At 51.8% G+C, this 19,274-nt stretch carries 12 protein-coding genes; 8 read left to right on the forward strand and 4 right to left on the reverse strand.

Features of this window, described 5'->3' with window-relative positions; translation table 11 throughout:
- Window positions 1-27 precede the first annotated feature (27 nt).
- A complete protein-coding gene (locus Pla110_RS03600; protein ID WP_197440481.1) occupies window positions 28-375 on the forward strand; it encodes a co-chaperone GroES in 348 nt (115 codons plus the stop codon).
- Between the two features lie 12 nt (window positions 376-387).
- Here Pla110_RS03600 and Pla110_RS03605 read toward each other — a convergent pair whose 3' ends face one another.
- From Pla110_RS03605 to Pla110_RS03615, 3 genes are read right to left on the reverse strand one after another with little or no spacing between them, the layout of a single operon-like run.
- Entirely contained in the window at window positions 388-1,569 is a 1,182-nt protein-coding gene (locus Pla110_RS03605; protein ID WP_144993355.1) for a Gfo/Idh/MocA family protein, read from the reverse strand.
- A 48-nt stretch (window positions 1,570-1,617) separates the two neighbouring features.
- Window positions 1,618-2,580, reverse strand: coding sequence for an amidohydrolase family protein (locus tag Pla110_RS03610; RefSeq protein ID WP_144993357.1), 963 nt, complete (start codon window positions 2,578-2,580; stop codon window positions 1,618-1,620).
- A gap of 60 nt (window positions 2,581-2,640) precedes the next feature.
- Entirely contained in the window at window positions 2,641-3,747 is a 1,107-nt protein-coding gene (locus Pla110_RS03615) for an XdhC family protein (protein WP_144993359.1), read from the reverse strand.
- Window positions 3,748-3,889: 142 nt separating this feature from the next.
- Between Pla110_RS03615 and Pla110_RS03620 the strand changes: the two genes are divergently transcribed.
- Window positions 3,890-4,939 (forward strand): ATP-grasp domain-containing protein, encoded by a 1,050-nt coding sequence (locus tag Pla110_RS03620; protein ID WP_144993361.1) that lies wholly within the window; start codon window positions 3,890-3,892, stop codon window positions 4,937-4,939.
- Between the two features lie 97 nt (window positions 4,940-5,036).
- Here Pla110_RS03620 and Pla110_RS03625 read toward each other — a convergent pair whose 3' ends face one another.
- On the reverse strand, window positions 5,037-9,791 hold the full coding sequence (locus Pla110_RS03625; RefSeq protein ID WP_144993363.1) for a beta strand repeat-containing protein: 4,755 nt from the start codon (window positions 9,789-9,791) through the stop codon (window positions 5,037-5,039).
- A gap of 563 nt (window positions 9,792-10,354) precedes the next feature.
- Between Pla110_RS03625 and Pla110_RS22500 the strand changes: the two genes are divergently transcribed.
- From Pla110_RS22500 to Pla110_RS03650, 6 genes are all read left to right on the forward strand, one after another.
- Window positions 10,355-10,501, forward strand: a complete 147-nt coding sequence (locus Pla110_RS22500) for a hypothetical protein (protein ID WP_197440482.1) — start codon at window positions 10,355-10,357, stop codon at window positions 10,499-10,501.
- Window positions 10,502-10,885: 384 nt separating this feature from the next.
- The gene (locus tag Pla110_RS03630) at window positions 10,886-12,010 is read left to right on the forward strand and encodes an FAD:protein FMN transferase (protein WP_197440483.1); all 1,125 of its coding nucleotides are present in this window, start codon (window positions 10,886-10,888) and stop codon (window positions 12,008-12,010) included.
- A gap of 169 nt (window positions 12,011-12,179) precedes the next feature.
- Window positions 12,180-13,568: a DoxX family protein gene (locus tag Pla110_RS03635; protein ID WP_144993367.1), complete on the forward strand. Its 1,389-nt coding sequence runs from the start codon at window positions 12,180-12,182 to the stop codon at window positions 13,566-13,568.
- Window positions 13,569-13,693: 125 nt separating this feature from the next.
- Window positions 13,694-15,256, forward strand: a complete 1,563-nt coding sequence (locus Pla110_RS03640; RefSeq protein WP_144993369.1) for a Gfo/Idh/MocA family protein — start codon at window positions 13,694-13,696, stop codon at window positions 15,254-15,256.
- 267 nt (window positions 15,257-15,523) lie between these two features.
- The gene (locus tag Pla110_RS03645) at window positions 15,524-16,801 is read left to right on the forward strand and encodes an MFS transporter (RefSeq protein WP_144993371.1); all 1,278 of its coding nucleotides are present in this window, start codon (window positions 15,524-15,526) and stop codon (window positions 16,799-16,801) included.
- Window positions 16,802-17,239: 438 nt separating this feature from the next.
- Window positions 17,240-19,270 (forward strand): tetratricopeptide repeat protein, encoded by a 2,031-nt coding sequence (locus Pla110_RS03650; protein ID WP_144993373.1) that lies wholly within the window; start codon window positions 17,240-17,242, stop codon window positions 19,268-19,270.
- Window positions 19,271-19,274 lie beyond the last annotated feature (4 nt).

Raw genomic sequence — 19,274 nt, forward strand, 5'->3', positions numbered from 1 at the left:
TCAGCAAATCCGATCGGGAGTTTCGTTGTGAGTGATTTTGTCGAGCCTTTGGGAATGAGAATTCTGATTCGCAAAGACGAAAGTAGACAAACCACCAAGGGAGGGATTGTCCTGCCTGATGACGCAGAAATTCCCACCATCACCGGTCGTGTGGTGGAGATCAGCGTTCAGATCGAACGTGATCAGGATTTTCCTGTCAACAAGTACGACAAGGTCCTCTTCAATCCGCGAAACGCGATTCCAGTCGACTTCGAGCCGGATAATCTGCTGTACGTCGTTCCGATCGATGATGTCGTGGCCGTCTTTCGCCGGTCAGCAAATAAAATCTCTGCTGCGGAACTGGAAGACGATCAAACCGAAGACGACCTGACTTAACCCGTTTCGTTTTTACAGCGGATCGATCTCTACGACTTCGCCAAGAGCGGCCGACGCGTACGCCGCCTGAAAAACCTGAATGACGTGCGCTCCTAATTCAACGGGAACGTCCGAGGGTTCTTGCTTCTCCAGGCAGTCTAGAAAATAGGACGCATCTGATTGAGTCATCGCGTCGATTGATTGCCAGGTCTGTTTCGGACGGACGCCTGCCTCCGCTACGGTGCTCGACCAGAACCCCATTGGATCTTCAGGATGATCTTCCTCTGGTGGTCGCCATGGAGGAGCATCGGAATAAACTTCCAGACGCGGTTCAAACGCATCCAGCGAGACCATTCTTCCCGAGCCGACCAGATCGAGTTGATGAATTCCATGACTGGGATGACTTGCCCAACCACTGCGCCCCACCGTGATCGTCGCTTCGACGCCATTCGCATAAGTCAGTTGCAACATCGAAAAATCTTCAACGTCGTTCCGGTGGTGTTCGCGAAAGAAGTAATTACTTGTCTGCGCATAAACGGCAACGGCGGGCGACTTCATCAACCATTCAAACAGCACAAGCGGGTAAAGCCCAACGCAGAAAAGTTCCCGTTTGGAATCAATGAAACTGAATTGCGTCGGACCTTCTTTTTCTGTTCGGGGTTGTGACAGATCGGCGGTGCCTCCCGTTCCTTTGGCAAACATCAGTTCGCAGTGCAGCCCAATCAGTTTTCCGAAATCAGGCCGCTCCAATGCCGCTCTAGCCTTGGCGACGAGGGGGTGCCGGATCAGGCTGAACATCTGCGAAATGGTTTTCTCTTCTTCCACCACCTGCAGTAACTCAGCGGCTTCCGCTACCTGAGTACACATCGGTTTGTCGAGATAAATCTGCTTGCCTGCCCGTGCCGCGGCAATGGCGAGGCGCGCTCGACGCTCGGGTTCGACGCAGATCACCACCACATCGATGTCACGGTTCTGCAGTGAGTTCTCAAGCTCCTTCCAGTAGGGAATCTGGAAATGATTGGCAAGTTGCTGGTTCAACCGTTGTTGGCGGGCGGAGATTTCGGGCTCATCACTGAGTGCTATCAATCGGCAACGTGGATCGTCCGCGAAATCCTGCCCGTAGTTTTCCAGATGAGATTGCGCCCCACCGACGAGAAGCACTCCGAAAGGTTTTCCTGGCATCGTCACGTTGTCTATCGCCTGTAACGGATTCATCGATTGGAAAAGTCGTCGAAAGGGGAATCAGCCCCATGCTAAACTGCCTTAACTCAGGTCGAGTACCTTGATGGTATTGCCACGAAAGATTTTCTCTTGGACATCGAGAGGAAGATCCATGTTTTGTAATGTTTCGAACTGCGGAACAACCTGTCCCGGAGCGAGGTAGTCCGATCCGAAACAGATACGATCCTGACGTCGAATCAGAAACTCACGACCAAACTCCATGTCACGTGCAATCGCGTTGTTGCCCGAACCCGCAGAGAGGTCGCCATAGATGTTCGGGTATTTTTCCATCAACCGATCAATCGCTCCACCGGGGGCGACGTCTCCAGTGGGGTAACCACCGAGGGTTTCCACATCTCCGGAAATGGAAGCCCACCAACCGGGGCCGTGTCCGATGAAGGTTAGGTCGGGGAAGGTGGCAATCGCTTCTTCCAGATGGGGAAGACCTGGTTTGTCTTTACCGCGTATCGTATCGAGATGAAACAGGACCGGCAGGCCGACTTCTTCGCAGGCGGCGTAGACTTTCATCATCAACGGGTCATTAAAATCGAGTCCGACTTTATGTTCGCCGAATCCTTTCGCACCCAGTTCTTTGTATCGCTTCAGATGGTTGATCAGGGCGGCGTTGCCCACATGCTTGGCATGCCGCGGGTCGTAGCAGCAGAAGGGGATCAGGCGATCGGGAAACTCATTAGCAGCAGCCAATACCAATTCAGGCGGTTGCAGAAACAAAGTCGATTCGGGAGAAACCAGCGGAAGCACGACTGCTTTCTCGATGTAGTTCTCATCCATCCACTTAATCAGTCCACTGGCGGGCAAGTTCTTCTCGGAAGAAACGTACTGGCCGATGTGCGTATGCATATCGATATAAGGCACGCTTGGTTTGGCAATATTCTTTTCTGAGTCATCAGCGCGAAGTTCCGGTGACGATGAGAAAAGGCTACCAGTCATGCCCGCTAAAGCGCCGGCGGCGAGGGTTCGATGAAAATCTCGTCGGGAAATCATAAAGGTGCTTTCAGTTAAGTGATATCAATTCAGATGGTGAACGAAAACGGGCCGGCTGGTTCAGGCGGTTTCCGTTTTTAGTTTGTCTACGAATGAAGGGAGCCGTATCGATTCCGGGAGTCCGCCCAGATTGCGAACCGCGATCAATTCTGCAAGAATGCTGATCGCAATTTCGCTCACAGTTTGTGAACCGATATCAAATCCAAGCGGGGCATACACGCTGGAAAGAACCTCCGGCGAAACTCCTTCGGAGAGCAGGTCTTCCATAATCAGTTTGATTTTTCGACGACTGCCAATCATACCGAGGTAGCGGGCGCGTGATTTGGTTAGATGGAACAATGCTTCTTCGTCGTGGTTATGTCCACGCGTAACAATGATCACAAAAGTATGTTCGTCAATCTCCAATCGCTTGAGAGCGACATCGAAGGTATCGACGATCAACCGTTTGGCAGTGGGAAATCGATCCAGATTGCAGTACTGTTCTCGATCATCAAGCACCCAGACATCGAAGTCGACGTCGTTCGCCAGTTCTGCTACTTTCTGTCCGATGTGACCCGCACCGACAATCAATAATCGGCAACGATTCAAATGCGGCAGGTAGGCGATTTTTTGAGTAACGTACGGTCGAGGTCGATCAACGGAAGGTTTCAAGTTCTCAGCGATCATAGGAGTTAATTGTCCGGAGCCGCGTGAAGCCAGAGTTGCTCCCGATTCGTCCAGCAGGGTTCGGTCACCTGCGCGCCCCGAGTCTTCCAGTTGATCTTCCAGCAAAATCGTCTCGGTGAAGAAGTCACCCTGACGCTCGGTTTGCTGGAGTGTTTCGAAATAGGCGAATTGCTCGGTGGGTTCGTCGGGTAGGACGGGGTCAATCAACATCGTCATGCGACCGCCGCAGATCAGACCATCATCCCAGCCATAGTTGTTGTCCAATTGAAAGGTCACGATCTCGCGTTGGCCTGTTTGCAGGTTTTGCAGGGCTTTTCGTTTTACTTCCGCCTCGACACAGCCCCCTCCCAAGGTGCCGACTTGAGAGCCCTCGCCAAACACGAGCATAGAGGCTCCCGCTTTTTGCGGGCTGGAGCCTCGAGTTTCGACCAGCGATGTCCAGACAACCGGCGTTTGCCGGGCGTGAGCTTCGATTAAGGCGTTCAGGCATTCAGCGGACATCGTATTAACCGTTCGATCCGGGTAAAGAAGGAGAGCGAAACTCGATTCTCGTCGGGGCTACCTATATCCTATCCGGGTAGGGCGGATCTTGCCATCCTCTAACTTTGCTCCCGCTTATCGAGATTCCAGACAGGAATAACCAGTGAAAATTTTTATTACTGAATACTTTACGAGTGGTCAGTGCCCCGGAATTACTGCGGAAAACTCCCTGTTTCGAGAAGGGTGGGGCATGCTGGCTGCTTTTTTGGAGGACGCCGCGAAACGGACCCCACCGGGGGCACCGGCAATACAATGCCTGACGTTACTCGGAGCAGAGCCACTGACTCCCTTACCACCCGATGTCGAAGTTTATTACGCCGCTCAGCCGGAACAGGCACACGAGCAATTTCTCGCTCTTGCATCTTCCTGCGACTGGACCTTGGTCATCGCACCGGAAACGGAAGGCATTTTGCTTCAGCAATACGACCGGGTACTGGCCGTCGGTTCGCGCTGGTTAGGTTGCGACCGAAACGCGATCGAAATATGTTCCGACAAACTGGCAATGGCTCAGTTATGGGATTCCTTGAACCTTCCCACTCCTTCCACACAGTTGCTGACGGAAATGCCGAACCTGGATTCCGCACACTCAATCGAGTTTCCAATCGTCCTGAAACCGCGGGATGGTGCTGGGGGAGACCAGACCTGGAAGATCGAACACGCCACGGAGTTTCAACGTTTTCTGCAATATGCCACTCCCGAGGAACGACAGCTCTATCTCGTGCAACCGTTCGTCAGCGGGCAGCCCTGTTCATTGGGAGTGCTCAGCCTGGAGGACGAAGATCATCTCTTTCCCATTGGGCAACAGAACATCCGTTGGGAGAATGGGTTTCATTACGGCGGTGGCGAGATGCCCGTGCAGTTACCAACAGAAGTATCCTCACTACTGAAAGATTATGTCGGCCAAATTCGCCAGGCTCTCCCCGGCTTGGCCGGTTACTGGGGGCTCGATTTCATCTGGGATACCGAAAACCGGGACAGTCCGCTTTCTCTCATCGAAATCAATCCCCGATTGACGACCAGTTACCTCGGTTACCGCCAACTGACGGCTCTTAACCTGGCTCAATACTGGATTCAGGATTGTCACGGAATTGAAAGTGAAACCAAACAGATCGATTGGCAATCGGAACTGGTCTCGTTTTCAACAGAGCGATAATTAATAAGCACATCTGTAAAAGCAACGCGCAATAAAAACAGCCAGCGGAGAAGTCTCAGCTGGCTGTTGTTCGTTTTCAGTTCTACTTTAACTCACCTTATGGTACTGCGATTGGAGTCGGCAGTGGGAAGGCTGGTGGCAAGACGATTCCTGTAACCCAGTTGAATGGAGGGCCGCCAGCAGGACCAAGGATAAAGATGTCATCAAAGTCGCTAATGACGTTGTCGAAGTCGTTGTTGTTAAGCACTTGGGTTTCTTCCGTACGGAATGTTGACTCTCCGATACCAGGTGTCTGCAACAACCAGACTTCGAATGGGTCTCCAAGTCCTGGGATTGCCGGGAAGGGATCAGTAACGAGAGCTGTTGCAACTGCACCTAGAGTACTTGACAGAATCAATCGAGACTCACCGTTGTTCGCCCCACCAGTAAAGATAACATAGTTGTTAAGGTATGCGTTGTCCACTGTGCTCAGTGGAGCCCCTTCGAAGTTATCTTCGGCGTTATCAGCCACTGGCGTGACAACAAGGGCATTAGCTCTTAACACGTCCAATGGCTCCCGTTGAGCGTTACGACGTCTTCCGCTGTCGCCAAAGAAGTTTCCGGGGCTCGCATTCGGAGATTTGAATGGATCGACGTTGTCGAAGTACGCTCCTTGACGGGTGACGTCGATCGATTCCCCAACGTTCCCAGTAAAGCGAAGGTCAAGCCTTGCTATTGGATCAGGTTCGTAGTCTCCGTTGATATTCCCATCTTCATCCAGGTAGGGTTCGATTGCGAGGTCAGCTGACAGGATTTCGGTGAAGGACTGGAAAACAACATCCACGTTTTCGTTACCCGACAGATAGTTGTCTCGAATGTCAGCCTGGACACCACCTACGTTGGTAGTACCCACATAAAGGTAAAGGCCGTTGCCATTGTCCGGAGCGTTGACAAGCACTCCGCCGGTCAAGTAGTTCGGATTGGTGTCGCCATCGACAAAGGTCAGACTGTCTGCACCGTTGCCCCGGAAGGCAGTCTGGAAGACGCGAATGTCCATGTCTGTCTCGGAGAAGTCGGCGTCGTTAAGTGCACCGGATACATTAGAACTGTTGATAGCGATCAATCCGCCCAGTCCGTTATTGTCAATACGGCTGTTACTTCCATTCCCCTGAGTCGCAGTGGGATCGTTCGTACCAGAGATATTAATTCGCATGAAGGCTTCCCCTCCCAGGATGATTCCGTCTCCAACTCGGTCGTCATCGTAGTTCTGGATTCGATAACCATATCCGGCGTTGTTGAGGACCAGGTTGTCGATAAAGTCAACCAGAGTTGTATCGTTATCATCGTTCCAGACGCTCACACCATCGTAGCCGTTTCCTTCAACCAGGTTCTCGACGAAGGTACCGGCAAACAGGCCACCACCATCGAAGGAGTCAAGAGGAGGAGCGGGGGTGAATGAAAAGTCGTCACTGTTGACGATACTGATACCAATTCCACCGTTATCCGTAATCGTGTTCTGGCCCGCTCGGACAATGATAGATGGAGCAACAATGTTGAGCGGATTGTTCTGGGAAGCCGGTACATCGAACTCCATACCGTCCTCGCCGTTACCAATAAACTCGTTGCGGAAGATATCCAGTTCGGATGTCACTGCCGCAAACAGGCCGTCTGCACCATTATTATTGAAGGTGTTATCCAGAATGTCCACGTTCATGGCGATGTCGACGGTGGTCAATGTATTCGCACCACGGTTGTAGACAGCACGAGTGACCTGAGTGAAGTCACCTTCTTCCAGGAGCATACCGTTCAAGCCGTTGTTATCAAAGTTGTTATTCTGCCACACACCTTGCAGCGAGGCAAAGAAGCCTAAGAAGGAGTGTAAACCATTAGCACCGTTGTTGTTAACCGTATTGCCATCAATGTTGGTTACCTGATTGGCATCCACTGTAGATGTCAGCACAATACCATCGACGTTGTTGTTGCTGATGTTGTTCCCGTTGCCAGCACCACCGTCTCCGATGACGAAGTTCAGGAACAGGTCCGTACCATCACGGAAGTCGGTTGCACCACCAGCCGTGTAGATGTGAAGACCGTTTTGGTTACCCGTGATATTGTTCCCTCGGATAAACTGATTGTCCAGGATCGACTCTCCGTTTCGACGGTAGTGAATACCGTATTCCCCGTTGCCGGAGATGTTGTTGTCGTCGATGAATCCTGATTCCATGATCGATTGAACAAAGGTTTCCACTCGAACACCATCAGTCGCATTACTGTTAATCGTATTGTTGCGAACCTCGAAGGCGTTCAGTTCGGAGTCACCATTCAGGAAGACTCCAATACCGACACCATCCCAGGGAGTCGCCGCTCCACCAGCCGTCTGGCTGGAGATGTTGTTATTGTAAACCAGCAGCGAGCCGGTAGCGGTGTTGTCCAGTTGAATACCGACACCCACTTCACCGTTACTATTGATCGTGTTTCCATCTCCGGACTGTCCGACGATCAAGTCGATGTCTGAGTTGTTCCCGGTACCTGTCGCAACCACACCACCTTCGCCGTTGCCGTTGATCGTATTACTGAACAGGTAGGCATTTACGTCGGTTATCGGTGGGGCAACAGCCGCACCGCCAGCAGCAACAATCTCGACACCCGCTCCACCGTTGTCGTTGAAGGTGTTGTCGAGGATGACGTGACCAGCGTTGTCACCCACATTGATAGTGGATTCCGAAGCTTCAATACCCAGGCCATCGTCACCGTTGTTGTTCGCCTGGTTGTTCTCGATGCGGGCATCGATTTGGCTACCGTTGTTTGCGGTCAGGTTAATACCGTCTTCACCGTTGTTGTTAAAGGCGTTGATCAGCAATGTGCCATCGGCATTTTGCAGGCCGATTTCGGCATCAATCGTCGAGCCAGTTCCATCGGTGATCAACTGAAGACCGTTGTCCCCGTTACCGGTAAAGGCGTTGTTATGCATATTTCGCAAAGTGACGTCGCCACCCAGGCTGGCGGAGATAACCGCACCTGAGCCGCCGTTGTCTAGATGCTCGTTGCCGAAGTATTCCTGAATATCAATCGTTCCACCGTTAGCGTCCCAGATAGCTCCCGTCCCGGAGTTCTCGTTCGCCGAGTTATTACTGAAGCTGGTCTGAACGATCGTAGCACCCGTTTCGGCACGGTGGCCGTAGCCGATATCGTTATTGTTGGCGGTATTGTTCTCTGTGGTGATGTTAATCGTTCCTGCATCAGCAATCGTCAGGAATCCAGCCCCACCGTTGTCGTGAGAGTTGTTCTCTGTGATGAACAGGTCCAGGTCGAGTGGATTCGTGTTAATCAGGAAGAAGCCGTTATCTGAAGGTCCACCTGAACCGTCAAACTCGTTGGCTGTCAGCAAACCCGTTCCTTCGACATTCGCGAGTTGCATTCCGTCGCGATAGTTTACGAACAGGTTACGGTTGACGTTGAAGTCATGAATACCACCAACCTGAGCTGTGATTCCGTTTCCGAAGTCCCCCGTTCCCCCTGTCAGGACGCCAGTTCCGTCGATCTGAATACCAGAAACTTCGTTCATGTTAGCGAGGACGACAACAGAATTGAGACTGTCGTTATACAGGTTCTGCATGATGGGCAGAGCGTCGCCAGTTTGGCCTGGCAGCACAAAGCTATATTCAACTGCGTCGACAATGTGTTCGATGGAAGCACCGAGCAGTCGTTGACAGTCAAACAGTTCCAACGGTCCGTCGTTCTGTAATCCTTCGGCTGTTCCATTTTCGTTAGGAACAACGCGGATGATGTCAACAAAGGGTTGGTTCGTAAAGCCGAGAATCGAGTTGTACGGATTCTCGAATGTACCATCGCCAGCACTGTCGGCGTTAGGATTGATATGAACAGCAAAGAACGCCTCGTTGTCTTTTGGATTCGTCAAAGCGACGTTTTCCGTTTCACGACTGATCTGCGTGCTGATCCGTGATGGACGATTCCACATATCACCCAGACGATTCTGGATGGGGGTCTGCCGGAAGAATCGGGAAGATCGGCGATGAGGGAAGGCAAAGCTGACGCTCACACTGGTTGAAGAACCCGTCTCCGAGTCGTTCTGCCAGTTCGTCATCACACGAATGTCTTCATTAATCTGCGCTTCAACGGCGACTTTAATACCGGCGACACTATCTGTGTCTGAGTTGAACAGGCCGTAGGGACCGACGTGCGCAGTCACCCCATAGCGTCCCAGTACAGGAAGCGGTGTTCCGAAGAGCAACTCGGCGTAGTGATACGGAGTCTCCCACGTATCCTCCCGAGTCACCCCGATAAAGTTCTGGAAAAAGAACTCGTCCGATATATAGGCCCGATTGACCAAAGTGGCCTCATCGTCCAGGACGTAGTTCCCGTTGAACCGCATGGTGAACCAGCGACCGACGTTTTCGAGGCTCAGCCCGATCGAGTCGTAGGTGTCGTTGGCACTGTCATCCGACGTGTACCACGTCGAGACGCCGAACATGCGGTCGAGTTCTTCGGAGTAATACCGATAACCCACACCTACGTTGCCGACCCCATCGCCGTCTTCAGTGATTGATCCCTGTAACATCAACATGAACAGGCTTTTGCCTGGGTCGATGTGTTTGGGAATCAATGCGCTGATGTCGACTTGGTCGGCATCGAAGCCAGGGCCTTGGCCCCAGGTTCCGGAGGCAAACCCCCTTGGACCGAATGGGTTGGCCACAGCCGTACCGACTGTGTTACTCATGACCACCCGCCCTGCGGCGTTGTCATTGAGGATCCCACTGGCCTGCGAGGAGGCGTTACTCTGTGCATACACCGGTGACCCCAAGGTCACGCAGCCTACCAGAGTGAATAATGTCTTCTTCAAAATCGCTTTCATCAATGCTTCCCGATCATTCGCCTATGTCAGAATGTAACGGTTATGCCGAAATTGGCAGTTATTCTGAAGGTTCGGAATTTGAGGGCTGATGAGTTGAGTTTTTTTACCCTTAAAGCGAGGGTCGGGAGCGAATAATTCGCATGCGGAGCAATTGGCGATGTTGTAAGTTGTTCTGTAGTAGTTACTTGCGGGTATCGTAAGAATCCGTAGTATCCGGTTTTTTTATTTGGTCAACCCTTTTTGCCTGTGGCGCCTATTTTGAATGTTGACTCAGGGGGAAGTCTGTTTTGTGTTTAGCCGGGAGGGTTAGGTAGGAGCGGGGTGTCTGAAGGTGCAGGGGATTAACTAGCAGTAGGGCTTCAAAAAAAAGAGTAAGTCAAGCTAATACACGTACTTAATGAACGAATCAACTTTTGAGTTTATTAAGAAATCGTTTGTGTATCACTGGTTCGGGTGTGTGGAACATGATGTAATGACCTTTGCGGGAAACGTTCAAGCCCTGCTATTTCCACTCTAATTTACCCTGCTTCCTGACAAGATTTTCGAACTGAAGGAGAATCGTAATGAAAAAAGTCGTAGCCTTTACTCTGATGTGCGCAATGAGCCTCTTCACCATTGGTTGTGGTCCTACTGACGACGATACCGCAGCACCAATCACACCCCCAGCTACCGAAGATGCTGGTTCAACTGAAGGCGGTTCTGCCGAGTAATACATTGTTCAATACCAGACATGGGGTTAAGCCCTGGCTTGGGTTCAATCCCTGGCCTGTATCGGATTGGGGTGACTAGTTATTCCGTTCAGGAATCTCCCCCCACCGGCTCAACGCCTGCTGGTTAACTGAATATTGAAAGAAGGGAGTTCGACTCAAATAGTCGAACTCCCTTCTTTTATGTTCCTCAATTTTATTGTGCCCCGTGAGCAGCTCCCATTTGGGAAGTGCAGGTATATCACTGGTTCATTCTGGTAGACACTTCGTCAGTCGAGCCTGATAATAGTGATGCTAGCTTTATTATTCAGACAAACTTCCCGTCTTCAATTTGCCTTTCGGAGGCGAGTTTCTAGATCGGGGGACGCTTCTTTATCTGTTTACGATATGAATCGAACATCCGACCCAGACCCGACTGACGAGCAGGGAAACCGTCGCGACTTCCTGACAGGCCGTTCCCTGCGCGATCGGCTGGAACGGAACGCTCGTGCTGTGGGAGAGGGATTTCTTAATGGCCTGCCCCCAGAGCCCGAAGCGGGGGCCACGTTGCGAATGGCGACACGCGCCATGGCCTGCCAGTTTGGCTTGGTGCTCAACCCAGGTGATCGCGACGTCGTCATGCCTGCCACCGATGCTCTGGAACGGGTCCATTCCCTTGAATCGCAAATGACCGTTTATCGGCCCGAGAGCGAGTTATCTCTGCTGAACGCTCAGGCAGCAGAAGAGGCCTTTGAACTGACTCCTAACCTGTATGGTTTACTCAAGCGGGGGCAGGAACTGGCAACCGAGACCGACGGCGCGTTTGATATGACGGCGGCTCCTTTTATCACACTCTGGCACATGGCCCGACAGGAAGATCGCATCCCCACGGAAGACGAAATCGCTGACGTATCTGAACGCGTGGGAAGTGATAAAATCCTGTTTGACGACGAGTCCCGCACAGTCCGCCTCAAGAAACCGGGGGTTGAGCTGAATCTCGGCGGTATCGGAAAGGGGTATGCCCTGGATGTCATTGCGGAAGATTTGCAGACACAGGGGATCGACAGCTTTCTGCTCCATGGTGGTCAAAGTACCATGTTGGCGTATGGGAACCACCATGGTCACCCCGGTTGGCCAATCGGACTCAGAAATCCTCTGTTCACCCAGCAGCGGTTGGCTACAATTTTATTAACGGATTGCGCCCTGTCGACGAGCGGATCGAATGTGCAGTTCCACCGCTTTCAGGGGAAACGGTATGGACATATTCTCGATCCCCGGACCGGTTGGCCCGTGGATGAATTACTCTCTGTAACGGTGCTGGCGCCCACGGCGGAGTTGGCTGATGCACTCTCGACAGCTTTTTTTGTCATGGGGGTCGAAAAAACCATTAAATTTTGTGATAATCATCCGAAGGTCAGTGCTATACTGATCCTCCCACCCCGTGCTGGCCGTCCGATCGATCCGATCCTCGTCAATGTGCCAGAGCATGTTTTATTTATCACTCCCCACGACTTGCCCCCTGCTGACGTATAAAATAGGGGACTTTGTGCAGCGGCCTGTCTGCTGAAGATTGATTTCAGCCTGACATTCCCACTGAACGGTCTCCCGCCATTTCTCCGTATCTGGTTTTCGTATTCCAGTAGCAAGGACAATCGGGTGAATGGGTTGAGTGATTTAACCGTGTCCAAGAGGTAAAAACACCGTGCAAAAAGTCAGATATGTTCCTCTCCTTGCGATCATTCTGCTAGTCGTCCTGCGCATGGCGATTGGCTGGCAGTTCCTTTACGAAGGACTCTGGAAAACATCGACGCAATCGACCTCCAGACCCTGGACGGCCGCCGGCTACTTAAGTAATGCCGAAGGTCCGTTCCGAGATAACTTCCGTGAGCTCGTCGGAGACCCGGATGAACTCGACTGGTTAAATGAAGAAAAAGTCAACGCCCGCTGGACCGCCTGGCAGAACCGTTTCGTGAAGCATTACGATCTCTCGGAAGATCAGCAGAAGCGACTTGATACTTTGCTCAATGGTCGGGACATGTATGCGTCCGATGCAATTGTGGAGGAACTCCCTCCCCGCGTTGCGGAATATCTTGGGGAAAACGATTGGTCCAAGTTCTTTACATTCAATAAAGATCAGAAACGCCTCGAAGTCGATGGCGAATGGCACATGACTCCTGCAGAACGCGCCCGTCTGATCTGGCTGGCAGGACTCGAAGAGATGGATCCTCCTCCGTTGACTTCGGGAGCCTTCAAGTACAACGTGATTACCATCAGTGATGATGGAGAAAAAATAGAGAGCGAAACCGTAGAGGAACCGACCGAAACGCAAATCGCTTTTGCTCGCGCTCTCGATCAGGTTTATGATCGTCAGGCCCGACTTGGATTCCGCGAACGCCTGAAAGGGACCTTGAAAGCGGATCCCGAAATGGTGGGGCCGCTCTACGCGACCAAAATTAAAGATGAAGAAGGAAAAGACGTTCGTTTTGAAGAACGTCTGCCGGGTAGCTCAGAGCAATACCAGGATCTCCTCGGTCGCTTCGAGCAGATGCATGCTGACGCCACGCTTGATTACAACTGGGTGCATCTCGATTACGAAAAAACAAAGATGTTGGAGCAAAAGGCGAAAGCGCTCGGCCCGATTAAATCACTCGATTCTGAACTGCGTACTGCCGCGATTAAACTCGTTTCTTTAGATCAACTCAGCAAAGGCCCTGTTAGCCCTGATCCGGAGCCCGTTCAAACGCAGGACTTCCTCGTCATTACTGGTTTACTGGTTCTCGGTTTCTGCCTGGTAGCGGGATTGTTCACCAAACTGGCAGTCCTGTTGGGGGCGGTGATGGTCCTTTCGTTCTACCTGGTGATGCCTCCCTGGCCGGGGGTTCCTCAAGTACCGGGACCAGAGCATAGTTTCGTCGTGAATAAGAACCTCATTGAAGTCTTCGCTCTGCTGGCCATCGCTGCCTTCCCGACCGGACGTTGGTTTGGTATCGACGCTGCATTCTTTGCACTTTTTCGAAAACAGAAAACGAAAGCGACGACGACCTCTGTGAAAACAGAAACCGATTCTTCCAAGGCCGCAGCGGCCACTTAACACTTGGGCATCTCGCTCAGATGCTAACGGAATAAAATTAAATACTGCCGGCAGTCGCTCAGCAGCATTCATAAAATAAAACTCGACTACTACAACTAACCTCAGCTCATCGCGGGGAGATAAACATGTTATTAACACCGGAACAGGAAAAAATTGGCAGCGACAACTTCGATCAGGTTGTCGGGCAGTCCCGTCGTGATTTCATCAAAGGGGCGGTTGCCTCAGCGGCAGGAATGGGAGCTGTCTACTTCGGCTACGAAGAGCTGAAAGGGGAACGCGTCAAAACCGCCATCGTCGGTACAGGCGATGAAGGAAACGTCCTCATTACCCAGCACCCTGAAAAATACATGGACATCGTTGCCATTGCCGACCTCCGTCCCACCAACCGGGATCGGGCGTTCAAAGGGGACGGTAACGAGCACCGCATCGGTCTGGTCAAAAAACTGGGCGCCGAAAACGCCGAAAAAATTCAGGTGTTTAGTAATCACCGGGAGATGCTGGCCAAAAAAGACGAACTCGGTATCGAGTTGGTCATCATTGCTGTTCCGCTGAACCAGCATGCTCCCATTGCGATGGAATGCCTCGACGCTGGGCTGCATGTTCTGTCTGAAAAGCTGATGGCTCATAACATCACCGAATGCAAAGAGCTGATCCGCAAAGCCAAAGAGGATAATCTGCTTTACGCTGTGGGTCACCAACGTCACTACAGCGTGCTGTACGACAATGCCAACCACCTTGTCAAAGAAGGTCATCTCGGCACCATTAAATACATCCGTGCCCAGTGGCACCGGAACAACAGCTTCCCCGGTCGCGACAGTTGGCGTAAAAGCATTCCTTCTGCGGACGCGAAAGCCGTAACAGATGAAACTGCCCAGGAGTTCGGTTACGAAGACTTGAACCAGCTCGTCAACTGGCGTCTGTTCAATTCGACCGGTGGTGGATTGATGGCCGAATTGGGGAGCCACCAGTTGGACGCCGCCAGTATTTTTCTCGGCAAAGTTCATCCGATTGCGGTTCAGGGCTACGGTGGAAAGAACTTCTACGGTGTTCCCGGAGTAGGTCCTCAGGACAAATGGGATGACGATCGCGAAATCGATGACCACATTTACGTGACCTTCGAATTCCCCGGCCCGACTTACTACAAAGAAGGTTCGGATACCGAGATCAACAACGAACGCGATATCTGTATCGTCACTTATTCCTCGATGAACACCAATCGCTGGGAACCTTACGGCGAAGCGGTCTTCGGTTCTCGTGCAACGCTCATCATGAAAACGGAAAAAGAGGCGCTGCTTTATAAAGAAGCCAGCCCGACCAGTGGTGGTGGAATTGACACTCGTCTGTGGCTTGTCGAAGGCAAATCAGGTGGCGGCGTGATGGATTCCTACGAAACGACTGCGGCACCTAAAGCAGTCGATACCAAAGTGACGGAAGTCAGCCGCGGTTACACCGAAGAGATGGAGCACTTCTGCCACTGTATCCGGACCAATAACTTTAAAGGTCCTAAAGAGGGTGGGCTAAAATGTAACGGTACCGTTGCCATGGCCGACGCCATTATGGCGATCACCGCTAATCTGGCGATGAAACATAAAATCCGCATCGAGTTCAAAAAGGAATGGTTCGATCCCGAAAGTGATGCCACTCCCGAAGCTGACTTTGCCAACTACGGCGAAACATCTCATGCCTGATTTGGCATTGCTTGATTTGGCATAACCTGTTTCAGCTTCGCCTGATTAAGGCCTGCTTAACTCTGAAAAGCACGAACGCACCACAAGTTCCTGACCTGTGGTGCGTTTTCCATTTCAGAACGTTGCGAAAGCCATTACAGTTTGCGAGTGACTTGTCCGTTTAATTTCAACACCGCGCACTCGATACAGAGTTGGCTTTCAGCCGGCGACGAATGCCCCGGTGTCCAGATGATTGAAAAATCAGAATATAAAAAGAGGATTCCCCCCGTGGCGAGAACCGGTAAAGCGAGTTTGATGGTCATCTTTGTGACGGTCTTTATTGACCTGCTTGGTTTTGGCATCATCATGCCGCTGCTTCCGCGATACGGAAAACATTTTATCGTTGATGACGCGAGCGGTTTCAAATTGGGACTGCTGATGGCGTCGTTCTCGGCGATGCAGTTTCTGTTTGCCCCCATCTGGGGACGTGTTTCCGACCGGGTCGGTCGCCGTCCGATTCTGATGCTGGGGCTGGCGGGATCGACAATATCATACGCTCTCTTTGGTCTGGCAACCGGTTGGGATCCGGATACAGTTGTCCTGGGGCTATCACCATTGGCTTGGTTGTTTGCGACTCGAATCGGAGCGGGGATTGCCGGGGCGACTATTCCCACGGCACAAGCTTATATTGCCGATGTCACTGACATTAAAAATCGAGGCAAAGGAATGGCAATGATCGGTGCCGCCTTCGGTATTGGATTCACCTTCGGGCCACTGATCGGAGCCTTTTCAGTGGGAGATAATCCCGAAGCTCCGCCCAGTTCCATGCCGGGTTATGTCGCCTCAGCGATGTCTGGTCTCGCGCTGCTGTTTGCTTTTTTCAAACTTCCAGAATCGCTCAATCCGGATTCTAACGCCGTCCACCGAGGCTGGTTGAATGTGAGTGCTTTGATTCCCGCCATTACGCGTCCTTCGATTGGCCCCATTCTGCTGACCATTTTTCTGTCAACCGTCGCCTTTGCTCAACTCGAATCGACCTTAGCCCTGTTAACCGAACATTTCGGCTTGAGCCAACAGGATAACTTTTATGTTTTCGCTTACATTGGCGTCTTACTCATGCTGAGTCAGGGGTTACTGATTCGCCGATTGCTGCCTCGTGTCGGTGAGAAACGGATGGCCATTGCCGGAGTGTTCATGATGGTGGCCGGTCTGCTCGCTATTGGCTGGATTGCCGAAGGGGGAACCTTAACGCAGATGTATCTGATTCTCCCGCTGAGCGTCATCGGTTTTTCAGCCTTGAATCCTTCCATTCAATCACTGCTTTCGCTGCGAAGTGCCGAGTCGGACCAGGGGGGAATTCTGGGGATTGGGCAGAGTATGTCCTCCATCGCCCGTATCCTCGGACCGATCATCGGTATTGTGCTGTTCGAGTCGGAAGTCACATTTCCGTACTGGTGCAGTGCAGGCATTATGTTCCTCGCCGGTCTGCTGGTCTTGTTCATTAAACCTGCCCGCTCCGAAGACGTTGGCACTCCCGAACCGGTTGAACCCGTCGAGGCGACCTGAAACCGGTCTGCCCGCGTCTGAGAAATCAGCTCAGACCGCCAACATCCGGACTGATCGCATTCTGTCGGAAAAAGATGTTCAAAAGAGACGTGTTGGGCGGGTTCTTTCCCGGATATCGCCTCGACACGTTTTGGAAAAACTTCTATAGTCCCGCCTTCTGACAGCTGCCCAACGGTCGCCTGCCCCTGTTTTTACACGAAGTGGAACAGGGGAGTGTAAGTCTAAATCATTGTTGGTTATGGGTTTATGTCTGCTGGTTTGTTGTCGGGCCGGTCACTGTTTCGAACTCGTTTTAACTGCGTAGGATACGCGGCGACGAGTTCGCTTGGGCATTTTTCAGTTGAAAAAACTGCTTAAAATGTCTCCCGATCGGGAAGGGATTCCAAAAAGTTCACATGGCGGAAGGAACCGCTCATCATAATCGGGGATATTAAACCGGTGAAAACTCTACAGACTTCGCTCGTACTGTTGGCAACTTTCCTCACTGTGGGATGCCAATCGTCACCGTTCAACAGCTTTCGCAGCGCCAGTTGGTCGCAAAAAGATGTTGCGGAAAAAGAACTGATGGAACTCACGGAAAATGCTCCGCAGGGTACACCGAAATCCGCAAAGCCGGGCCCCATCGCCGAGCATGAACAGGACTCGAAAAAGTCTTCCGCGGTGAGCGATATTCAGCTCGCTTCGGCAGAATTTCCGATGGAGAGCGATACGTCGCTGGCCAAAGCGGCGACCTCCGATGTCGATAAGCTGCTCCGCGAAGGACAAGCATACGAATCTGCCGGTGATTTTGATCAGGCAAAACAAGTCTATAAACAAGTACTGGCATCGCAGCCGGTTAACTCTCGGGCTCATCATCGTTTGGCTGTTCTGGCTGACTTACAGAAAAACTATACCGAAGCCGAACAACATTATCGTCAGGCCATGCTGGATAGCCCGCTCGATCCTGAATTGCTCAGTGACCTGGGTTATTCGTACCTGTTACAGAATCGATATTCCGAAAGCCAGTCTTACCTGACACAAGCGGTTCAGATGGCACCAACCCACACGCGTGCGGTTAATAACCTGGGATTGCTTCATGCAAAACAGGGACAATACGATCAGGCTTTAGCCATGTTCCGTAAAACCGGAACAGAATCGGAAGCACAGATGAAATTGTCATCGATCGCTCCCGGTTATACGGCAGGAAATAACCAAGCTGTCGCCTCGAATAATTCGGCACCACAGAACAACTCCGGCGTGGTTAATGCAAATGCTCAAGTAGTCTCTCAGGCACCCGTCGGTATGAACCCGTTCACCCAATTCACGCCTCAGGCATCGCAGAATACACAAGCCATTCCCACCACTCAGTTGAACGTCAACAACACGGTACCCGCAGCGATTCCGGCTCAATTCGGTTCGAATTCGTCGCAACAGGATTTCCAAACGATGGCGCCAGTGCCGCAGCGCCAAAATCTGGCTGTCGCGCCTTCCACTAACGGAAATGCACCGACAACCAATGAAGCGAACTACAACGGGCCCAGTGCCAATTCGCAGAATGCCAACGTGATGCAAAGCAATTACACGGCACAGCCTCAACCAAACGGGAACGCCACTGACCAGCATCAACCTCACGTGTTTGGTGCTGCATCCAGTAAAGAAATTGTTTCCGCACCCATCAGCAACGGTGCGTCTAACAACGCCAATACTTTACCGAACGGAGCTCGCGTCCCCTTTGTCTTCGGAGCGGAGTCCGCCAGCACGAACAATCAGCAAGCGAACCAGCAGCCTAATCAGGCGACAGCTTTCAATGGGAACATCAATCAGAATAGCGTGACCAATCAGAATCAAATACCAGCAGGTGGTTCGCAAAATATTGCTCAGGCAAACTGGAGTCAGGGACAAGGAGCGAATGCTCAGCTTCAATCACAGCCACAGTACAACGGAATGATAAACGGGCAGGGAGTTCAACCCGTGAATTACAATACCGCGAACAATGGAATGGCGAACAGTGGAATGGTTCCAAACAATTCCACCGATCCTGGTTCCGTTCTGCCACTCAATCAAATGAATTCTGCCACAAGCAACGCATTGCCATCTATTAATCCCGGAACCGAGAATCAAACCGGTTGGGGAATGTCTCCTGCCACGAATGGCATGCCGACGGTCAACGGAATCAATACTGCCAATGGCATCAACAACGGAACCGGCAACTTGCAGGCACAGACCCAGCAATACGATGCCTGGGGAAATCCCATTCCATCGAACATGTTGAATAATGCGAATCAACAACAACCGCAGGTCTTTCCTTCGACTCAAGCGATGATGCCGCAGAATCAAGTGTTCAATCCGTCAGCCGGACAATACCAGAACGGTGCTGCTGCTCAGAATGGTCAAGCGTATCAGTACCCACAGCAATCACAGCCAGTCATTACACCCGGTTCCAATAACAGGAATGCCTACAGCGGACAGAATGAAACCGTCCGTTTTTAATCGA

Source organism: Polystyrenella longa (genome assembly GCF_007750395.1).
Taxonomy (GTDB): Bacteria; Planctomycetota; Planctomycetia; order Planctomycetales; family Planctomycetaceae; genus Polystyrenella; species Polystyrenella longa.